The 17,109-nt window shown below is 59.8% G+C and carries 18 protein-coding genes; 13 read left to right on the plus strand and 5 right to left on the minus strand.

What is annotated here, in order from left to right:
• The 11 genes from DTF_RS0105620 to DTF_RS0105670 form a co-directional block, all read left to right on the plus strand.
• Positions 1 to 443: tetratricopeptide repeat protein (locus DTF_RS0105620; RefSeq protein ID WP_193352684.1), on the plus strand; the 443-nt coding region annotated here is incomplete at its 5' end.
• A 25-nt stretch (positions 444 to 468) separates the two neighbouring features.
• Positions 469 to 1,371, plus strand: coding sequence for an ExeA family protein (locus tag DTF_RS22055; protein ID WP_035055883.1), 903 nt, complete (start codon positions 469 to 471; stop codon positions 1,369 to 1,371).
• A gap of 242 nt (positions 1,372 to 1,613) precedes the next feature.
• Positions 1,614 to 3,434 (plus strand): DNA mismatch repair endonuclease MutL, encoded by a 1,821-nt coding sequence (gene mutL / locus DTF_RS0105630; RefSeq protein ID WP_027714538.1) that lies wholly within the window; start codon positions 1,614 to 1,616, stop codon positions 3,432 to 3,434.
• Complete coding sequence (miaA, locus tag DTF_RS0105635) at positions 3,434 to 4,378, plus strand: tRNA (adenosine(37)-N6)-dimethylallyltransferase MiaA (RefSeq protein WP_304412850.1); 945 nt, start codon at positions 3,434 to 3,436, stop codon at positions 4,376 to 4,378. The genes mutL and miaA overlap by 1 nt, the downstream gene beginning before the upstream one ends.
• A gap of 10 nt (positions 4,379 to 4,388) precedes the next feature.
• Positions 4,389 to 4,622, plus strand: a complete 234-nt coding sequence (gene hfq / locus DTF_RS0105640) for an RNA chaperone Hfq (RefSeq protein ID WP_027714540.1) — start codon at positions 4,389 to 4,391, stop codon at positions 4,620 to 4,622.
• Between the two features lie 148 nt (positions 4,623 to 4,770).
• Positions 4,771 to 5,310 carry a CDP-alcohol phosphatidyltransferase family protein gene (locus DTF_RS0105645; RefSeq protein WP_027714541.1) on the plus strand — a complete coding sequence of 180 codons (540 nt, stop codon included), beginning with the start codon at positions 4,771 to 4,773 and terminating at the stop codon, positions 5,308 to 5,310.
• A 26-nt stretch (positions 5,311 to 5,336) separates the two neighbouring features.
• Entirely contained in the window at positions 5,337 to 5,588 is a 252-nt protein-coding gene (locus DTF_RS0105650) for a hypothetical protein (RefSeq protein WP_027714542.1), read from the plus strand.
• A gap of 1 nt (position 5,589) precedes the next feature.
• The gene (locus tag DTF_RS0105655) at positions 5,590 to 6,912 is read left to right on the plus strand and encodes a DUF512 domain-containing protein (protein WP_027714543.1); all 1,323 of its coding nucleotides are present in this window, start codon (positions 5,590 to 5,592) and stop codon (positions 6,910 to 6,912) included.
• A 62-nt stretch (positions 6,913 to 6,974) separates the two neighbouring features.
• Positions 6,975 to 7,760 (plus strand): lipopolysaccharide assembly protein LapB, encoded by a 786-nt coding sequence (locus DTF_RS0105660; RefSeq protein WP_027714544.1) that lies wholly within the window; start codon positions 6,975 to 6,977, stop codon positions 7,758 to 7,760.
• Positions 7,761 to 7,860: 100 nt separating this feature from the next.
• Positions 7,861 to 8,214 (plus strand): CidA/LrgA family protein, encoded by a 354-nt coding sequence (locus tag DTF_RS22060; protein WP_035055886.1) that lies wholly within the window; start codon positions 7,861 to 7,863, stop codon positions 8,212 to 8,214.
• Positions 8,204 to 8,899 carry an LrgB family protein gene (locus DTF_RS0105670; RefSeq protein ID WP_226989181.1) on the plus strand — a complete coding sequence of 232 codons (696 nt, stop codon included), beginning with the start codon at positions 8,204 to 8,206 and terminating at the stop codon, positions 8,897 to 8,899. Before DTF_RS22060 ends, DTF_RS0105670 begins: the two co-directional genes overlap by 11 nt.
• Before the next feature lie 190 nt (positions 8,900 to 9,089).
• On the opposite strand, the gene DTF_RS0105675 is transcribed toward DTF_RS0105670, so the two are convergent.
• Entirely contained in the window at positions 9,090 to 9,377 is a 288-nt protein-coding gene (locus tag DTF_RS0105675; protein WP_027714546.1) for a PxxKW family cysteine-rich protein, read from the minus strand.
• 181 nt (positions 9,378 to 9,558) lie between these two features.
• On the opposite strand from DTF_RS0105675, the gene DTF_RS22065 reads away from it, so the two are divergent.
• Both DTF_RS22065 and DTF_RS0105685 read left to right on the plus strand, forming a co-directional pair.
• Complete coding sequence (locus DTF_RS22065) at positions 9,559 to 9,846, plus strand: hypothetical protein (RefSeq protein ID WP_226989183.1); 288 nt, start codon at positions 9,559 to 9,561, stop codon at positions 9,844 to 9,846.
• Between the two features lie 320 nt (positions 9,847 to 10,166).
• Positions 10,167 to 11,588: a phosphoglucomutase/phosphomannomutase family protein gene (locus tag DTF_RS0105685; RefSeq protein WP_027714547.1), complete on the plus strand. Its 1,422-nt coding sequence runs from the start codon at positions 10,167 to 10,169 to the stop codon at positions 11,586 to 11,588.
• 118 nt (positions 11,589 to 11,706) lie between these two features.
• On the opposite strand, the gene DTF_RS22070 is transcribed toward DTF_RS0105685, so the two are convergent.
• The 4 genes from DTF_RS22070 to DTF_RS27070 form a co-directional block, all read right to left on the minus strand.
• Positions 11,707 to 13,686, minus strand: a complete 1,980-nt coding sequence (locus DTF_RS22070) for an acetoacetate--CoA ligase (RefSeq protein WP_051360958.1) — start codon at positions 13,684 to 13,686, stop codon at positions 11,707 to 11,709.
• Between the two features lie 32 nt (positions 13,687 to 13,718).
• On the minus strand, positions 13,719 to 14,624 hold the full coding sequence (locus DTF_RS0105695; protein WP_027714548.1) for a hydroxymethylglutaryl-CoA lyase: 906 nt from the start codon (positions 14,622 to 14,624) through the stop codon (positions 13,719 to 13,721).
• Positions 14,593 to 16,641: an acetyl/propionyl/methylcrotonyl-CoA carboxylase subunit alpha gene (locus tag DTF_RS22075; RefSeq protein ID WP_304412851.1), complete on the minus strand. Its 2,049-nt coding sequence runs from the start codon at positions 16,639 to 16,641 to the stop codon at positions 14,593 to 14,595. The genes DTF_RS0105695 and DTF_RS22075 overlap by 32 nt, the downstream gene beginning before the upstream one ends.
• Positions 16,638 to 17,109: enoyl-CoA hydratase-related protein (locus tag DTF_RS27070; protein WP_255342758.1), on the minus strand; the 472-nt coding region annotated here is incomplete at its 5' end. The genes DTF_RS22075 and DTF_RS27070, both read right to left, overlap by 4 nt.

Genomic DNA, 17,109 nt, shown 5'->3' on the forward strand with positions numbered 1-17,109 from the left:
ATGTGGAAGATACGGAATCGCACTACAACCTGGGCATCGCCTACAAGGAAATGGGCCTTCTGGACGAAGCCGTCGCCGAGTTCGACCAGGCCGTGCACAATCCGGCGCGCCGCTTGGGATGCCTGATGCTCAAGGGGATATGTCTGATCGAAAAGGGTTCCTTTGACGAGGCGGAAGACGCATTCAAATCAGGCCTCGCGCATCCTGGACTGAACGAAGGCGAACGGATCAGTCTTCTCTATGAACTCGGTCTCCTTTACGAACGGTGGAACAAACACCTGGAGGCGCTCGACAGCTTTCAGTCGGTGGCCGACACGGATCTTTTTTTCCGAGATGTCGGTGAAAAAGTGGCGGTTCTCAGGAAAAAACTCGGGATGGACGTCGGCGAACTCGAAGGCGAATCGAGGCCCAAGGGGGACAAGAATCGGGTTTCCTACGTTTAGAAACAGCTGAACTTGTGGAGACGTTATGAGCTGCATTGAACATTTCAATCTGGACCGGGAGCCGTTTTCCAATGCCCCGGACGCCAGATTTTTTTTCAACAGCGATCAGCACAGCCAGGCGCTGGTGCGCCTGATGTACGCCGTTGATTCCAACAAGGGACTGGCGGTCCTGGTCGGAGGCGTGGGAACCGGCAAGACCACGCTGGCCCGCCGCATGCTGGACAGTCTTCCCGATGACAAGTACGAATCCTCCCTCCTGGTCATGGTCCATTCTGGAATCACGCCGGAGTGGATACTGACACGCATCGCCATGCAGCTTGGAGTCGAGAATCCTGCCGAGGACCGTCTGACCATCCTTCGCCAGCTCTATGAAAGGCTGCTGCAGATCGAGGAGTCCGGAAGACGCGCAGTGGTTCTCATCGATGAGGCACAGATGCTTCAGACCCGAGAGCTCATGGAGGAGTTCAGGGGGCTTCTCAATCTGGAGATTCCCGGGAAAAAACTGTTGAACATCGTTTTTTTCGGCCTTACCGAGGTTGAGGACTGCCTCCGTCTTGACGAGCCGTTAGCTCAGAGGGTGGCCCTCAAATACAATCTTCGTTCTTTGTCGGTGGAGACCACCGAGTCGTACATCAAGCATCGTCTGCAGGTTGCCGGGGCGAAAAGGATGCTTTTCTCCTCCGATGCGATTCCGGCCATCCATGGTTATGCCGGCGGAGTGCCTCGACTGATCAATACGATCTGCGACAACTGCCTCTTTGAGGCTTATCTGCAGAAGATGAAACTGGCCACCTTGAAAATCGTGCACAGCGTGGCCGGCGATCTCGGCCTGCTGCACAAGCCGCTTTCCGGTGCGGCTCCCGAGCGGCCGCAGGATGAGCTTGATGATATCGAAAGCATCCTGGACCGACTCGAACAGAAGATGTGAAACTTGAGAGGTCGCAAAAAGTCCGCCCCCCTGAAGCACCGGCAACCCTTGTAGGACGGAATTTTCACTAAGCCATCCTCTGAGTTTCTGCGACGGCATCAAAGCGTGGAAAGGCAGATATCTGCCTTGGACACCTGTGTTTTGACTTTCCGCAAGCACCCTGATGCGCTTCCGGCGGCCGGCGATCCCGGCCGTTTTATGTTTGGGAACGGCAAGCCCGTGGGCAATGTCAGGAAAAGGTCATGAAAACGAAAATACGGATTCTTCCGGAAAATCTCTGCAACAAGATTGCCGCCGGTGAAGTGGTGGAAAGGCCCGCCTCCGTGGTAAAGGAGCTGCTGGAGAATTCTCTCGATGCGGGGGCGACGGAGATCCGGGTGGAAGTGGAGCAGGGAGGGAAGAAGCTGATCCGGGTGATGGATGATGGGGAGGGGATGGGGCGAGATGACGCCTTTTTATGCCTGGAACGGCATGCCACCAGCAAGATCCGCTCCGATGAGGATCTCTTCCGACTTCAGACCCTCGGCTTCCGGGGCGAAGCTCTTCCCTCCATCGCCGCCGTATCCCGGTTCATGCTGCGCAGCCGGACCGAAGATTCCCTGGAGGGCTGGGAGATCTATGCCGAAGGGGGAACGGTCAAGCGGGCCGGCGCCGTCGGGTGCTCTTCAGGCACGATCATCGAAGTGCGCGATCTTTTTTTCAATACGCCGGCCCGGAGAAAATTTCTGCGGCGGGACGAGACTGAAATGGGGCACGTCGGCGACGTGATCACCAAACTGGCCCTCGCGCATCCAGAGGTCCAGTTCCGCCTTATTCACAGCGGGCGGTCTCTCATCGACGTCTATCGCCATACGGCATTGCCGGAGAGAGTGGGGGCCCTCCTCGGCCGTCCTCTTCTTCAGGATCTCGTTCCCGTAGCCGTTGAAGGCCCGGACGAGCTTGTCCTGCAGGGCCTCCTTGCTCAACCGGCTGCCAGCCGTTCGACTTCCGCTTCGGTTTATACCTTCATCAACGGCCGGTATATCCGCGACCGGGTCGTACAGCACGCCCTCATGGAAGGGTATCGCAATCTCCTCGAAAAAGGGCGGTATCCCGTGGCGATTCTGTTCCTTTCCATTGATCCGGCGCTGGTCGACGTGAATGTCCATCCCACCAAACACGAGGTGCGGTTCCGCGACCAGAGGCGGGTGCATGACTTTATCAGTGCCGCGGTTCGCGAGACGCTGCGCCCCTCCGCATGGCTTTCCAGGCAGAATCAACCCTGCGGGAATTCGACGATCCCGGTGTCGGAATCGAATGCCAAAGAGGCTCCTCCCTTTCAGCCTGCCGTCCCCGGCACGGCTCAAGAGCACCTGCGGCGGGTTCAGGAATCTCTTGCTAATTATGCCCGCACCCATCCTGAAGGATCCGGACCCGCCGTCCCCCTTGCATTCCCTCGCGCGGAAGAATCCGGTACCATGCCCCGGGAGGTGGAGCGCGGATTCTTTTCAGAGCTGAAAATTCTCGGTCAGTATCGGCGCAGCTTTATCCTGGCCCAGGACGGCGATGATCTGGTGCTTATAGATCAACACGCGGCTCACGAGCGGATCGGCTTCGAGCGCCTCAGGGACCAGTTCCGGCAGGGGAGAGTGGACCGTCAGGCCCTCCTTTTTCCGGCGGTGCTGGAATTCGATTTTCGCGAGTCGGCGCTTCTCAAGGAGCATCTGGAGGAATTTGGTCGTCTCGGGTTTGATCTCGAGCCTTTCGGGGGCAACGCCTTTGCCCTGAAGGCGGTTCCGCGTCTCCTCGGCGATGCCGAAGCGGAGCGCCTGGTCAGGGACGTGGTTGGCGAGATTGCCCTGGTCGGCAAGAGCGGCCTCGTCGAGGATGCTCTCGATGAAGTTTTCGCTGTGATGGCTTGCCACAGCGTGATCCGGGCCAACCAGTCACTCAGTCAGCCGCAAATCGAAGCCCTGCTGCGGGATATGGACCGGGTTGATTTCAAGGCCCATTGTCCGCATGGCCGCCCGGTTATGAAACGTCTGTCTCTCAACGAGGTGGAGAGAATGTTCAAGAGGACCTGATGACACGCATCGGAGACGGGGAACGCATCTTTCTCATCGTTATCTGCGGTCCCACCGCATCGGGCAAGACCTCTCTGGCTATAGATCTCGCCGAATCATTCGCCGCGGAAATCATCTCGGCCGATTCGAGGCAGGTTTATCGCGGGATGGATATCGGGACCGCCAAGGCGACTGGGGAAGAGCGCCTGCGGGTCCCCCATCACCTGATCGACATGGTGGATCCGGACCGGAACTTCACCGCGGCCGACTTCGTCGGGATTGCCCGGAAAACCATCGTCGAGATAGATGCACGAGGTCATCTTCCCATGCTCGTGGGAGGGACGGGGCTTTATATCCGGGCTCTGACGGAGGGACTTCTGCCGGCACCAGGGGCTGACAAAGAGCTGCGGGATCGGCTCCTCGCCCGGGAATCGATGGAAGGGGAGGGGACGCTGCACCGCCATCTCAAAGAGATTGACCCGGTCCTGGCGGCCCGTCTGCACCCTCGCGACCGAATCAGGATTATCCGCGCCATCGAGGTCTTCTCCCTTACCGGTCGCCGCCTTTCGGAACTGCAGGAGGCACATGCCTTCGCGGAGCATCCTTACCGGGTTCTTTCCCTCGGTCTTGCTCCCCACAGAGACGATCTCTATCACGCCATCGACATCCGGGTCGAGGCGATGATGGCGGCCGGACTGCTGGACGAAGTTCGCGCGCTCCTTGCCCGGGGATACAGTTCTCATCTGAAGGCCATGCGGACTATCGGTTACCGGGAGTGCCTGCAGCATCTGGAGGGAAAACTGAGCCTCGATGAGACGGTGGCGCATATTCAGCAGGCCAGCCGCCGTTACGCAAAGCGCCAGCTAACGTGGTTTCGCAAAGATAAATCGATTATTTGGGTTGATTCCTTGCGAGAGTCTGATAAAATCCAGGCGTTGATTGACAATTTTATTGTGCAGCATTAAAGGAGCGGACATGCCGAAAACACCATTCAACATTCAGGACCAGTATCTTAACCAAGCCCGCAAAGAGCGCGTTCGGGTCACCGTGGTGATGATGTCGGGCGACAAGCTTGAAGGCTATATCAAATCCTTCGACAGCTTCTGCCTTCTTATCGAAAGCGGCGGCGATATTCTGATCTACAAGCATGCCATTTCCTCCATCACCTCAGCCGACGGTTCATTCCGGCTTCATGGGGGGAGGGACTGACCGCAGCAGCGGACTACGTCCCGGTCCGGATATTCAGGTCCCTGCATGGAGGTACTGCTCCTCCAGCGGGGACCTTTGTCTTTTACCGGAGTGCGCCGCAAGGTGCTGAATCAGCCGGTCGATTCCTCGGAATCGCTTGGAGGGCAGGATGAATCTTCCGAATGCGCTGACCCTTTTTCGTATTCTGCTGGTCCCTGCTTTCCTTATTGCCGTGATTTACGGCTGGTTGACAACGGCGCTGGTTCTCTTCATCACAGCAGGCATTACGGATCTTCTCGATGGCGTGCTGGCCAGACGCTATGGGCATGAAACCATCCTTGGGTCCTTTCTCGATCCTGTAGCCGACAAACTGCTGATGACGGTTTCCTTCATTTCCCTGGCGATAATCGGCCTGCTGCCGCCGTGGCTTGGGGTGCTGGCGGTCAGCAAGGACCTTTTTGTCGTCATCGGCATGGCTGTTCTTTACTTTTCCGGTCAGCCTGTGGCTGCCGTCCCCACTCTGTGGGGGAAACAGACCACTTTTTTGCAGATCGTCACCCTGGGTCTGGCCCTGCTCTTCGCCGTGGCCGAAGGCGATCCTCGGGTGCTCGGCCCCCTCTTCATCCTGACCGGCGCGGTGACAGCATTTTCCGGTCTGCACTATATCTTCAGCGGCCTGCGCTCCCTGCCCCCCGAAATCGGCGGGTGAATCTCTGACAAGAATGTTTGAAATCGATGAACCGCAATCTCAAAGTGTCCAACGTCGCCATTTTTTTGCTCACTCTGCCCACCTTACTGCTTTCCCCGGCCTGCTCCCTGGTGGGTTCTTTTTTTCTTGCCCTGGCGCTCGATCCAACGGGCGACGCTCCTGGTCGGCTAAGAGGGCCGGTCTTCCTCACTCGATCCTTCTCACCGGCTACGGAATCTCTGCCGTTCCTCCTCGGCTGCCTCAACATTCCCGTATTCACCGGCGGCGAGGAGATCTGAGATGCTGGAGATCACGGCTGTCGAGCCGGACAGCATCGGGGCCGAACTGGACCTGGAGGCCGGGGACTGCGTTCTTGCCGTCAACGGGCAGGCGGTCAGGGATATTCTCGATTTTCAGATCTATGCGGCAACAGAGGATCTGCTGCTGGAGGTGCGAAAGAGAGGCGGCGAGCTCTGGGATCTTGAAATCGAAAAAGACGCCCCCGATCTACTGGGACTCCATTTCGAGCATCCCGAACCGACTCAGTGCGGCAACAACTGCATCTTCTGCTTCGTGCACCAGCTGCCCCGCGGCATGCGCTCCACGCTCTACGTCAAGGACGAGGATTACCGCTTTTCTTATCTCTACGGATCCTACGTCACCCTGACCAACATCGGCGAGGAAGAGATCGAACGCATTGTCACCCAGAAGCTTTCCCCTCTCTACGTTTCCGTTCATGCCACAGAAGAGCAGTTGCGGCAAAAACTCATCGGCCGCCCGGGACCGCCCATCCTGGATCTGCTCAAGAAATTGACCGCCGACGGAATCGAGATCCATACCCAGATCGTGCTCTGCCCCGGGTACAATGACGGTCAGGAGCTGGAGCGGACGGTAGAGGACCTGCAGGGACTTTATCCCGGAGTACGATCCCTGGCCGTGGTCCCTGTGGGGCTGACCGGATATCGCCAGCGACTGCCGCAACTGCGGCCGCCTGGCGCGGACGAAGCCCGCAGCGTCCTGGACACTCTGCACGGCTTTCAGGATCGATTTCTTGCTCAGGCCGGAAGCCGGTTCGTGCATGCCGCCGACGAGCTTTATCTCACGGCGGGTACCGAATTTCCCGAGCTTGGGAATTACGAGGATCTCGCCCAATTGGAGAACGGCGTCGGAATGATCCCTCTCTTCCGTGCCGAGGCGGCCGAGGTTCTTGCCGAGGCGGAGCCGCTGACGATCCCGGTAGTGTCGACCATTACCGGCGAGTCTGCCTATCCCGAGCTGGCGCGGTTCATCGGTGCGCTCTGCGCGAAAACCGGCGTGGACATCCACCTGTACCCGGTCCGCAATGAATTCTTCGGCGGGCATGTCTCGGTCACTGGCCTTCTGACGGGCCAGGACATCATCGCTCAACTCCGTGGCAGGCCTTTAGGCGAGTCTCTTCTCGTCCCCGATGTGATGCTCAAGGAAGGGGAAGATGTCTTCCTGGACGACCTCTCCCTCCTTGATCTGGAGCGGGAATTGGAAGTGCGCGTATCGAAAGTGTCCAGCACCCCATGGGGGATTCTGGAAGGAATTGAGGACCTGGCCGCGGATTTCAGACAAAATCCCAGTCCGGACAGGAAATAATTCTGTCCGCATAGCCACCATCATTGAACGAAGAGTCCGGATACACAGAAAGGGACATAGGGATGCAGGATCTCGAACAGGTATTGCGTGAGGGGCGTGAAGCAATGGATTGCGGTGAATATGCCGTCGCCATAGGACGATTTCGTCAGGCTGTCCGGGAGAATCCGGAGTCGGCGGATATTTATTTTCTGCTCGGTGAAGCCCTGGCCGAGGACGGCAAAACCCGCGAGGCGATCGAAGCCTTCAGTCGTGCGCGGGAGCTCGATCCCGACGACCTCGACACCCTCTATGCCCTGGGAGATGCCTATTTCGAGGTGCCTCAGGCGGAGAAGGCTCTGGCCGTGTATCAGGACATTCTCGCGCTGGACGAAACAGAGGCCGACGCCCTGGTCAGCATGGGATTGGTTCACTTCAACCAGGAGCGGATGGAAAAGGCCGAGGAGTGCTATCGCCGGGCACTGCTGATCGAGCCTGACTCTGTCTTCGCTCTCAATTCCCTCGGGGATGCCTGTTTCGCTCAGGGAAGAAACGAGGAGGCGCTGGCACATTACCGGAAGGTGATCGAACTCGACCCGGAGGATGCCCAGGCCCACTACAATTTGACCGAGCTTCATTACGACCTGGGTGATCTCAAGTCAGCCGAAAAAGAATGCCGCGAGGCCCTGCGCCTCGACCCCACTTTCGCCTTCGCCTATCTCACTCTGGGAAACATCTGTCTCGATCAGGAAATGCCGCAGGAAGCCCTGCATTATTTTCAGGAGTTTCTGATGCGCGAGCGCTCCGCCGGCGCCAGGGAAATCCGTGAAGAAGTCGCTGCTGTGGTCGAAGGCCTGAAGGCCGAGTTGTAATCCATGGTTGATGGCGTCGCAAAAATTCCGCCCTACGGCGTTACGGCCTTGTAGAACGAAATTTTTACTTAGCCATCCTCTGAGTTTTTGTGAGTGCATCATGGTTCGTGGATTTGCCATCCTGCTGGCGCTGCAGTTTGTCGGGGAACTCCTTTCCCGAGGTCTCGCCCTCCCCATTCCTGGAAACGTTCTCGGAATGGGGCTTCTGCTTCTGGCCCTCTGGATGAAAATTGTTCGCGTCGAATGGGTTGAAGAAGCGGCGGAATTGCTCCTGTCCCACCTGGCGCTCTTTTTCGTTCCGGCCGGAGTCGGGGTTATGGTTTATTTCGACCTGATCGGTCGTCAATGGCTGCCGATCGTGGTGGCTACCGTTGTCAGCACCTTCGTGGTCATGGCGGTCACGGGTTTGGTTGCTTCCCGGCTGGACAGGAATGGAGGCGGGCGTGGGGAGTGAACTTCTTTCCACGCCCCTCTTCGGTGTGGGATTAACTCTGATCGTCTATGCCCTGGCGCAAAAGCTTTATATCCGCACAGGGAGCATCTTTTTCAACCCGGTCGCCGTCACCATCGGATCGATCATTCTGCTGCTCCTCTTCACCCGGATTCCCTACGAAGTATACGCCGTCGGAGGAGACTACGTCCTCTTTCTTCTGGGCCCCTCCGTTGTGGCACTGGGTCTTCCCCTCTATACCCGGCGGCGGGAGATCCTGGCCCGCAAGGCCTCCATCCTGATCGGAGTATTCGCCGGCGCCTTCGCCTCCATCATCTCCGCTTCAGGTACGGCCTGCCTGCTCGGGGGTAGCCGGGAGGTGGTCCTTTCCCTGGCGCCCAAGTCTGTCACGACGCCGATCGCCATCAGCATCGTCGAAAAGATCGGCGGCATCGCCCCGCTCACCGCCGCCCTTGTCGTCCTCACCGGCTGCCTTGGGGCTATCTGCGGCCCCGAGTTCTGCCGCCTTATCGGGATTCGCGATCCGGCTTCCGTCGGGCTTGCCGTGGGCACCGCAGCGCATGGCATCGGGACCGCCCGGATGCTGGAGGTGGATCGCCTGGGGGGAGCCATCGCCGGCCTGGCCATCGGCCTCAATGGACTGATTACGGCTTTCCTGCTGCCTCTGCTCTTCGTGCTTTTCCGCTAGTTGCCTAAGGCGAGCTGAAAACCTCGTTGTCCACAAAGAGCACGAATAACCACGAAGAAAATCGGGTGTTTCAAGGCCCTGAATTCTTTAGCGGAACTTTTTATCCTTCGTGGATGAATGCTTTTTGGGGGTCAATAAAAAAGGGCAGACGATTTCTCGCCTGCCCTTCAGTGCTTCTGTGTACCAAGAGTTATTTCTTTTTGGCCGAAGCCTTCTTGGACGCCTTAAGAGGATTGACCCGGACGTCTTCGATCTTGATTTCAAACTTCTGGTGGGTGGCGAAATTGCAGAGACCCGCTATCCACTTCTGCTGCGGAGCGGGAGCCACTGAACAGACGGAGCCTATGGTCCCTTCGACGATGCGATCACAGCCCTGGCATTGCTCGATCACGAGTCGGCAGGAATGGTCCTCGAAAGTACAACCGCTTTTAGACCAAAAGGTACACTCGGTACCGGGGAGAACAGTCTGACACTGCATGGGTGATGCCTCCTTGCGTTCGCTGGTTTTCTGTTTTGTAGTACAGAAGAGAATCTTTTATCCGTTTTTGCCGGATTTGTCAACCACTTTTTGAACCCATCAACCTGCATCTTGACCCTGGCACGGCCTTCCGCTACTGTAACGTACAAGAGTTACACTGAAAAAAACAGGATGACGGATAATGCGAATTTCAAAAAGCTGGGAAGAAAAATGCCGCCGCTGCGGGCGGTGTTGCTATGAAAAGGTCGAGCATGAAGGGGACATTTACTATACGGATATCCCCTGTGAAAAACTCGACCAAGCTACCCGTCTTTGCACAGTTTATGAGAACCGTCACAAGGCGCGGCCCGGCTGCGTTCGACTTACGCCGCGGATAATCGCACGAGGCGTGCTTCCGGCCGATTGTCCCTATGTGGAGGAAATTGAGGATTACCGGGCTCCGCACCCCTGGCCTGAAGAAGAATCGTGACCCTGACGCCTTTGCCTGTACCCCTTTCCCTCGGGCTGGGCGACCGCAGGTCCGGATACCTGGCTGTTTGCCCATGAAGCCGGTGCAGGCGGATTGTTGTTTTTTACCTCTTCCGTATCCTTTCCGATTTTGTATGGTATGCTTTTGTGTCGAGAGCGGTCACCTTCGGCCGCCGGTTTCTCGGCGACTTTTAGCTGACGGGGTTTGGTCGGCTGCCGCGCCCCGTATTCTATCATTCGATGTATTACCCGGTTGCCGTAGGGTCCAGGCCCTGACCGGCGGATCCATTTCTGTTCGATTCAAATTCAGGAGAACATTTTATGAGGCGTATCAGTTTCGGAACCTCCGGATGGCGGGGGATCTTCTGCGAGGACTTCACTTTCGAGAACGTCAAAATAGTCACCCAGGCCATCGCCGACCATCTGCGTGCCCGGGGAGTCGAGGACCGGGGATTGATCGTCGGCTGCGACAGCCGGTTCATGGGCGAGCGCTTCGCCCGGGAAACGGCCCGGGTGCTGGCCGGTTCGGGGATCAAATCCTATGTCTGCGATCGCGATACACCGACCCCCGTGATCGCCTTCGAGGTTCTTCGCCGCAGAACGGCCGGAGCGATCAATTTTACCGCCAGCCACAATCCCTATGACTACAACGGCCTTAAATTCTCCCCCGAATCAGGAGGTCCGGCCCTTCCGGAAACCACTCGCGATATCGAGGAGCGGGCCAACGCCATGCTCGGAGAGATCTGCTACAAGGAGATGCCCCTTGACAAGGCCTTTCGAGCCGGGCTGGTGGAGGAGATCGATCCGCGCGCAGCCTACTTCGAGGCAATCCGGCGCCTGGTCGATTTCGACGCCATCGGTCGATCCGGGATGACCATCGGAGTCAACCCTCTTTACGGCACTGCTCGAGGCTACCTGGACAAACTCCTGCAAGAAGCCGGGGTCGAGGTGCGGACGATCAACGATCACCGGGATCCGTACTTTGGAGGGCTTCCTCCGGAACCTTCCCAGAGCCATATCGGCGATTTCATCTCCATGGTCAAGTCGGACGCCGCGATCGGCCTCGGACTGGCCACCGACGGCGATGCCGACCGCTACGGAATTCTCGACGGAGACGGCGCCTATATCGAGCCCAACTACATCCTTGCCCTGCTCGCCGACTACATCGTGAGGGTCAAGGGAAAGAGCGGAGATGTCGCCCGCTCGGTGGCCACCTCCCATTTTCTTGATGCCGTCGCCGATTATCATGGTCTGACCCTGCATGAAACCCCCGTCGGCTTCAAATTCATCGGAGAACTCATCAGCGCCGACAAAATCCTCATCGGCGGAGAGGAGAGCGCCGGGCTCTCGGTGCGCAGCCACGTGCCGGACAAGGACGGAATTCTGGCTTGTCTGCTGGTCGCTGAAATGGTCGCGGTCGAGGGAAAATCCCTTCGTGATCTGCTCAGCGATCTCTACGGGCGGGTCGGAGAGTTTCATACCCGGCGCGAGAATATCCGCCTTTCCCCGGAGCTGGAGGAATCCTTCGCCGGGAAGCTGGTCGAACCTCCAGTCGAACTGGCCGGCAAGAAGATCGAAAAGGTGGTCACCATCGATGGTTCCAAATGGCTCTTCCGCGATGGCTCCTGGGTGCTCTTTCGCAAGAGCGGCACCGAGCCCGTGGTTCGGGTTTATGCCGAGGCGAGGAGCGCCGAGGAACTGGAACGGATGATCGGCGCCGCGGACGCGTTTATTCGGGGTTAGCTTCAGCAGGTTCTGGTTTCGCCAAAAAAATAATTACCACGGAGAACGCAGAGTACGCAGAGAAAAGCTCTCGATATCCTCTGCGCCCTCTGCGATCTCTGCGGTGAAAATCCGATTCTCATGGTTTTGTTAGATCTGATTTATTCATCATTTCCCCTGATTCCTTGATCTTCCTGAAATAATCGAGAACTTCGGGATTGGCCAGAGCGTCGCGGTTCTTCACCTCTTCGCCCTGGAGGATCTTCATGACGGCGATCTCCACTTTCTTTCCGTTTAAGGTGTAGGGGATCGCCGGCGCTTCAAGGATGACCACCGGGACGTGCCGGGGACTGGCTTCCCGGCGAATCGTCTCCCTGAGCCTTCCCTTCAGCTTCTCGTCAAGGGCGCATCCCTCCTGCATGACGACAAAAAGGACGATCCGTACGTCCCCCTCCCAGCTCTGTCCCACCACCAGCGAATCGGCGATCTCGCCGAACTCCTCCACAACCCGGTAGACCTCGGCTGTGCCGATCCGCACCCCGCCAGGATTAAGGGTTGCATCGGAGCGGCCGTAGACGATGACCCCGCCGCGGGGGGTGATCTCGATGTAGTCCCCGTGCCGCCACACTCCGGGGAAATCCTCGAAATAGGCCTCACGGTACTTGCTTCCGTCCGGATCGTTCCAGAAGTAAACCGGCATCGATGGGAAAGGGGCGGTGCACACCAGTTCCCCTTTTTTGCCGATCATGGATTTGCCCTCCTTCGACCAGGCTTCAACCTTCATCCCCAGGCCCCGCTTCTGGATTTCTCCCGGATAGACGGGATCAATGGGGGATCCGAGCATGAAGCAGGAGACCAGATCGGTGCCGCCGCAGATCGAGGCGAGCTGCAGATCTTCCTTCACCTCCCGGTAGACCCACTCGAACCCCTCGACCGAAAGAGGGGATCCGGTCGACAGGACGGCCCGCATGCGGGCGAGGTCGTTTTCTGCTCCCGGCCTCACCCTTTGCTTGCGGCAGAGGTGGATGAAGCGGGCGCTGGTGCCGAAGACGGTGATTCCCAGATCCGCCGCCGTTCGCCACAGCATCCCCGCATTAGGAAAGACGGGACTGCCGTCGTAGAGGACGACCGTCGAGCCGGCGAAAAGGGCGCTCAACAGCCAGTTCCACATCATCCAGCCGCAGGTGGTGAAGTAGAAGACGACATCCTCGCGCTTCAGGTCGGTGTGCAGGATAAGCTCCTTGGCATGCTGCAGAAGAGTGCCGCCGGCGCCGTGCACCATGCATTTGGGAATTCCGGTGGTCCCCGAGGAGTAGAGGATGTAGACCGGATGATCGAAGGGGAACTGGGCGAAATCGGCTGCGGCGGCTTCTTTGCCAAGGACTTCTGCCCACGAGACCGAGTGGGGCAGGGCAGAAAGATCCGGGTCCGGATCCAGAATGGGGAAGACAATGACTTTTTCGATGGAGGTGACGGCGCCTGCAATGTTGGAGGCGCGCTCCAGGGAATCGACCCGTTTGCCGTTCCACGTGTAGCCGTCGGCGGTGAAGAGGACCTTCGGCGCGATCTGGCCGAAACGGTCCATGACCCCCTTGAAGCCGAAATCCGGACTGCAGGAGGACCAGACGGCCCCGAGGCTGGTCGCTGCAAGCATGGCGATGACGCTTTCGGAGGTGTTCGGAACGAAGGCGGCGACCCGGTCGCCGGCGCTCACCCCGGAATGCCGAAGGAAGCGGGCCAGCCTGGAGACCCGGTCGAAGAGGTCGGTATAGGAGAGCCTCTCCGCGACTTGGCCGCCCTCGCGTACGATGATCAGGGCCGTGCGCGCGTCGCGGAAACGCAGGAGGTTTTCGGCAAAATTAAGCCGGGCGCCACGAAACCACCGTGCTCCAGGCATGACGGGATCCTCCAGCACCGCATCGAAGGGGCGGGAGGCCCGGATGCCTGCGAAGGACCAGAGCGCTTCCCAGAAGTCGGGGATGCGGCGGATCGACCAGGCGTAGAGGTCGTCATAGTCGGTCAGTTCGAGACCGTACTCGCGGTTGACGAAGGCGATGAACCGCGTCATGTTCGCTTTGTTGATCCGTTCCTTGCCTGGAGTCCAGAGGGGCTTGGTCATGAAAATCCCCCAAAAGCTCTTTTAGAGAAAGGTTATAGAAGTTTGGCCGCCATCGCCTGGGCCACCTTTGATCCTGTCGGGCGGCCGAGATGATCGCAGATGAATTTCCCCACCGCCGCCAGCTTCTCCAGATCCACCCCCGTCTCGATGCCGAGGCCGTCGAGCATGTAGAGAAGGTCCTCGCTGGCGACGTTTCCGGCCGCACCGGGGGCGAAGGGGCAGCCGCCGAGACCGGCGACGGAGCTGTCGAAGACGGCTACCCCCAATTCCATGGCCGCCAGTATATTGGGCAGGGCCTGGCCGTAGGTGTCGTGAAAATGGCAGGCGAGTTTTTCCTCGGGCACTCCTTGCCGCACCGTCTTGATCAGATCTTGAGTTTTGCCCGGGGTGCCGACTCCGATCGTGTCTCCGAGGGAGACTTCTTCGCAGCCCATCGCCAGCAGCGCGGCGGCGACATCGCGGACCGCCTCAGGAGCAACCGGTCCTTCGAAGGGGCAGCCGAGGGCGCAGGAGACGTAACCACGGACATGGATCCCCTGCCGTATCGCCCGGTCGCAGATCTCTCGGTAGCGCTTCAGGCTTTCGCCGATGGACGCGTTGATGTTTCGGTGGGAGAAACTTTCGGAGGCTGCGGCAAAGACGGCGATCTCCCGCGCCCCGGCGGCAAGGGCCGCCTCCAGGCCTGTCATATTGGGAACCAGGACGGGATAGCGGACTTCGGGACGACGTTCCAGGCCGATCAGGACCCGGTCCGTTTCCGCCATCTGCGGAACGTGCCGCGCGGAGACGAACGCTCCCGCCTCGATGACGGAGAGGCCGGTCTCGGCCAGGCGATCGATCAACTCGATGCGCACTTCGGCCGTCACGATCCGCGGTTCGTTCTGCAGGCCGTCGCGCGGCCCGACCTCAACCAGCCTCACCCGCTTCGGAAATTTCATCGCCGTCAACCTCATCGATTTCGAGGGATAAAAGCCTCGCACCCTCCTCCACCTGATCGCCGCCGCGGAAAAACACCTCTTGAACGATCCCCCTTGCGGGCGCGATGACCGTATGCTCCATCTTCATCGCTTCGAGAACGAGCAGGGCTTCCCCCTGCCGTACCCTGGCGCCTGGTTCGACCAGCACCGCCAGAATCCTCCCGGGCATTGGGGCGGTCAGGCTCCCGTGCCGCTCCCTCTTTCGCCCCGTAATCTCCGGCCGATCATCCACACCGAAACGACAGCGCCGCCCTCCGATAAGGAGGGTGAGCTCACCTCCTGCCAGAGCCGTTTGGATCGTTATCAGGCGACCCGCGATCTCGGCAGTCAGAACCCCTGATTCACTCAGTTCTCCCCGCACGTTCTGGGAACCCTCCGGGTGAACGGCCGTCCACCCTTCCGGAGCGCGGTGCAAGGTTACGGTGATTTCTTCCCCGGCCTCGCGCAGTACGAATTCCCGGACGGCAATTCCATTCAGCCTCCAGCCGTCGATGCGGTTCCAGGGCGACCCGGGGTCACCCGATGAGAGGGACTTCTCCCGGGCTTCCACACCCTGGCGCAGAAGCAGGAAGAGGGCGGCAAGGATTCGGGCTTCCGGATTCGCCGGTGACGCTGCGAGGAGGACATCCCTGTTGCGGGGGATGAATCCGGTGTCGATGGCGGACGCGGCATGCTCCGGGTGGGCGAATATCGCGGCAAGAAAATCGAGATTGGTCGTCATCCCGGCGATGAGGCTTTTCCCGAGAACCCTTTGCAGTCTGGCGCGAGCTTCCTCCCGGTCTGCGCCCCAGGCGATCACCTTGGCCAGGAGCGGATCGTAATGGGGAGAGACCGTGTCGCCCTGGCTAAATCCGGTGTCGATGCGGACGCCGGGTTCGTCGGAGGGGAGATGCAGATGTTCCAGGCGGCCGGCGGAGGGAAGAAAATCGCGGACGGGATCTTCGGCGTAGAGGCGGGCCTCCACGGCGTGACCGTGCAGGACCAGATCTTCCTGGCGACAGGGGAGGGGATCGCCGGCGGCCACCCGCAGCTGCCACTCCACCAGATCGATGCCGGTGATCATTTCGGTAACCGGGTGCTCGACCTGCAGCCGGGTGTTCATTTCGTTGAAGTAGTAGGCGCCGTCATCCGTCAACAGAAACTCGACCGTACCGGCCCCGACATAGTCGACCGCCCGGGCCGCCGCCAGCGCCGTCTCCCCCATCTTTCCCCGCAGCTCCCCGGAGAGTCCCGGCGCGGGAGCTTCTTCGACCACCTTCTGATAGCGGCGCTGGAGGGAGCAGTCGCGCTCGAAGAGGTGGACAAGGCTGCCGTACCGGTCGGCGAAGATCTGGATTTCTATGTGGCGGGCACGGGGCAGATACTTCTCCAGCAGGAGCGAACCGTCCCCGAAGGCGGCAAGCGCCTCCCGGCGGCAGGATTCAAGCGCCCGGTCGAATTCCTCCTCCGACGCCGCCAGGCGCATCCCTTTTCCACCGCCGCCGGCGCTCGCCTTGATCATGACCGGGTAGCCGAGTTCGGCGGCCGCCTGACGCAGGCGCTTTGGGCTCTGGCCTGATTGGTGAAACCCCGGCACCAGGGGGACTCCGGCCTCGGCCATGAGGCGGCGGGCTTCGCTTTTGCGTCCCATTGCGCGGATCGCCTCCGCCGACGGACCGATAAAGACCACTCCTGCGGCGGCGCAGGCCTCGGCAAGCCGCGGATCTTCGGCGAGAAAGCCGTAGCCGGGATGGATCGCTTCCGCTCCGCTGCGGCGGGCGGTATCGATCAGGGTTTCGATCCTCAGGTAGCTTTCCTCCGGCGGGGCGGGACCGAGGCGGTACGCCTCGTCGGCCATAACGGTGTGCAGGGCGTTTCGGTCTGGGTCGGAGTAAACGGCGACCGTGGAGATGCCGAGGCGGCAGGCGGTCCGGATGATGCGGCAGGCGATCTCGCCCCGGTTGGCGATGAGGATTTTGCGGAACGGGGCCGGCATCATTTTATCCAGAAGGGGGGCCGTTTTTCCAGAAATGCGGAGATTCCTTCCCGCCCCTCATCGGAGGCCCGCAGTTCGGCGGCCTTCTCAGCGGTGACAGCCGGCAAGCGTTCATGCATGGGATCGCTCGCCACCTTCCGCACCAGCTCCTTGACGGCGGACATGGCCCGGGGACCGTTCTGCAGCAGCACCCCGCTCCAGTGACGGGCCTGTTCAAACAGCCGGTTCTCTTCCACTACCTCATGCACCAGGCCGAGTCGGCGGGCCTCGGAGGCATCGAATTCCTCGGCGGTGAGGAAGTAGCGGCGGGCCGCGCGGGCACCTATCGCCGCAATCACGTAAGGGGAGATCACCGCCGGAGCGAGACCGAGCCTGGTCTCGGAGAAACGGAAGCGCCACCTTCCGCACCAGCTCCTTGACGGCGGACATGGCCCGGGGACCGTTCTGCAGCAGCACCCCGCTCCAGTGACG

The organism is Desulfuromonas sp. TF (assembly GCF_000472285.1).
GTDB lineage: Bacteria > Desulfobacterota > Desulfuromonadia > Desulfuromonadales > ATBO01 > ATBO01.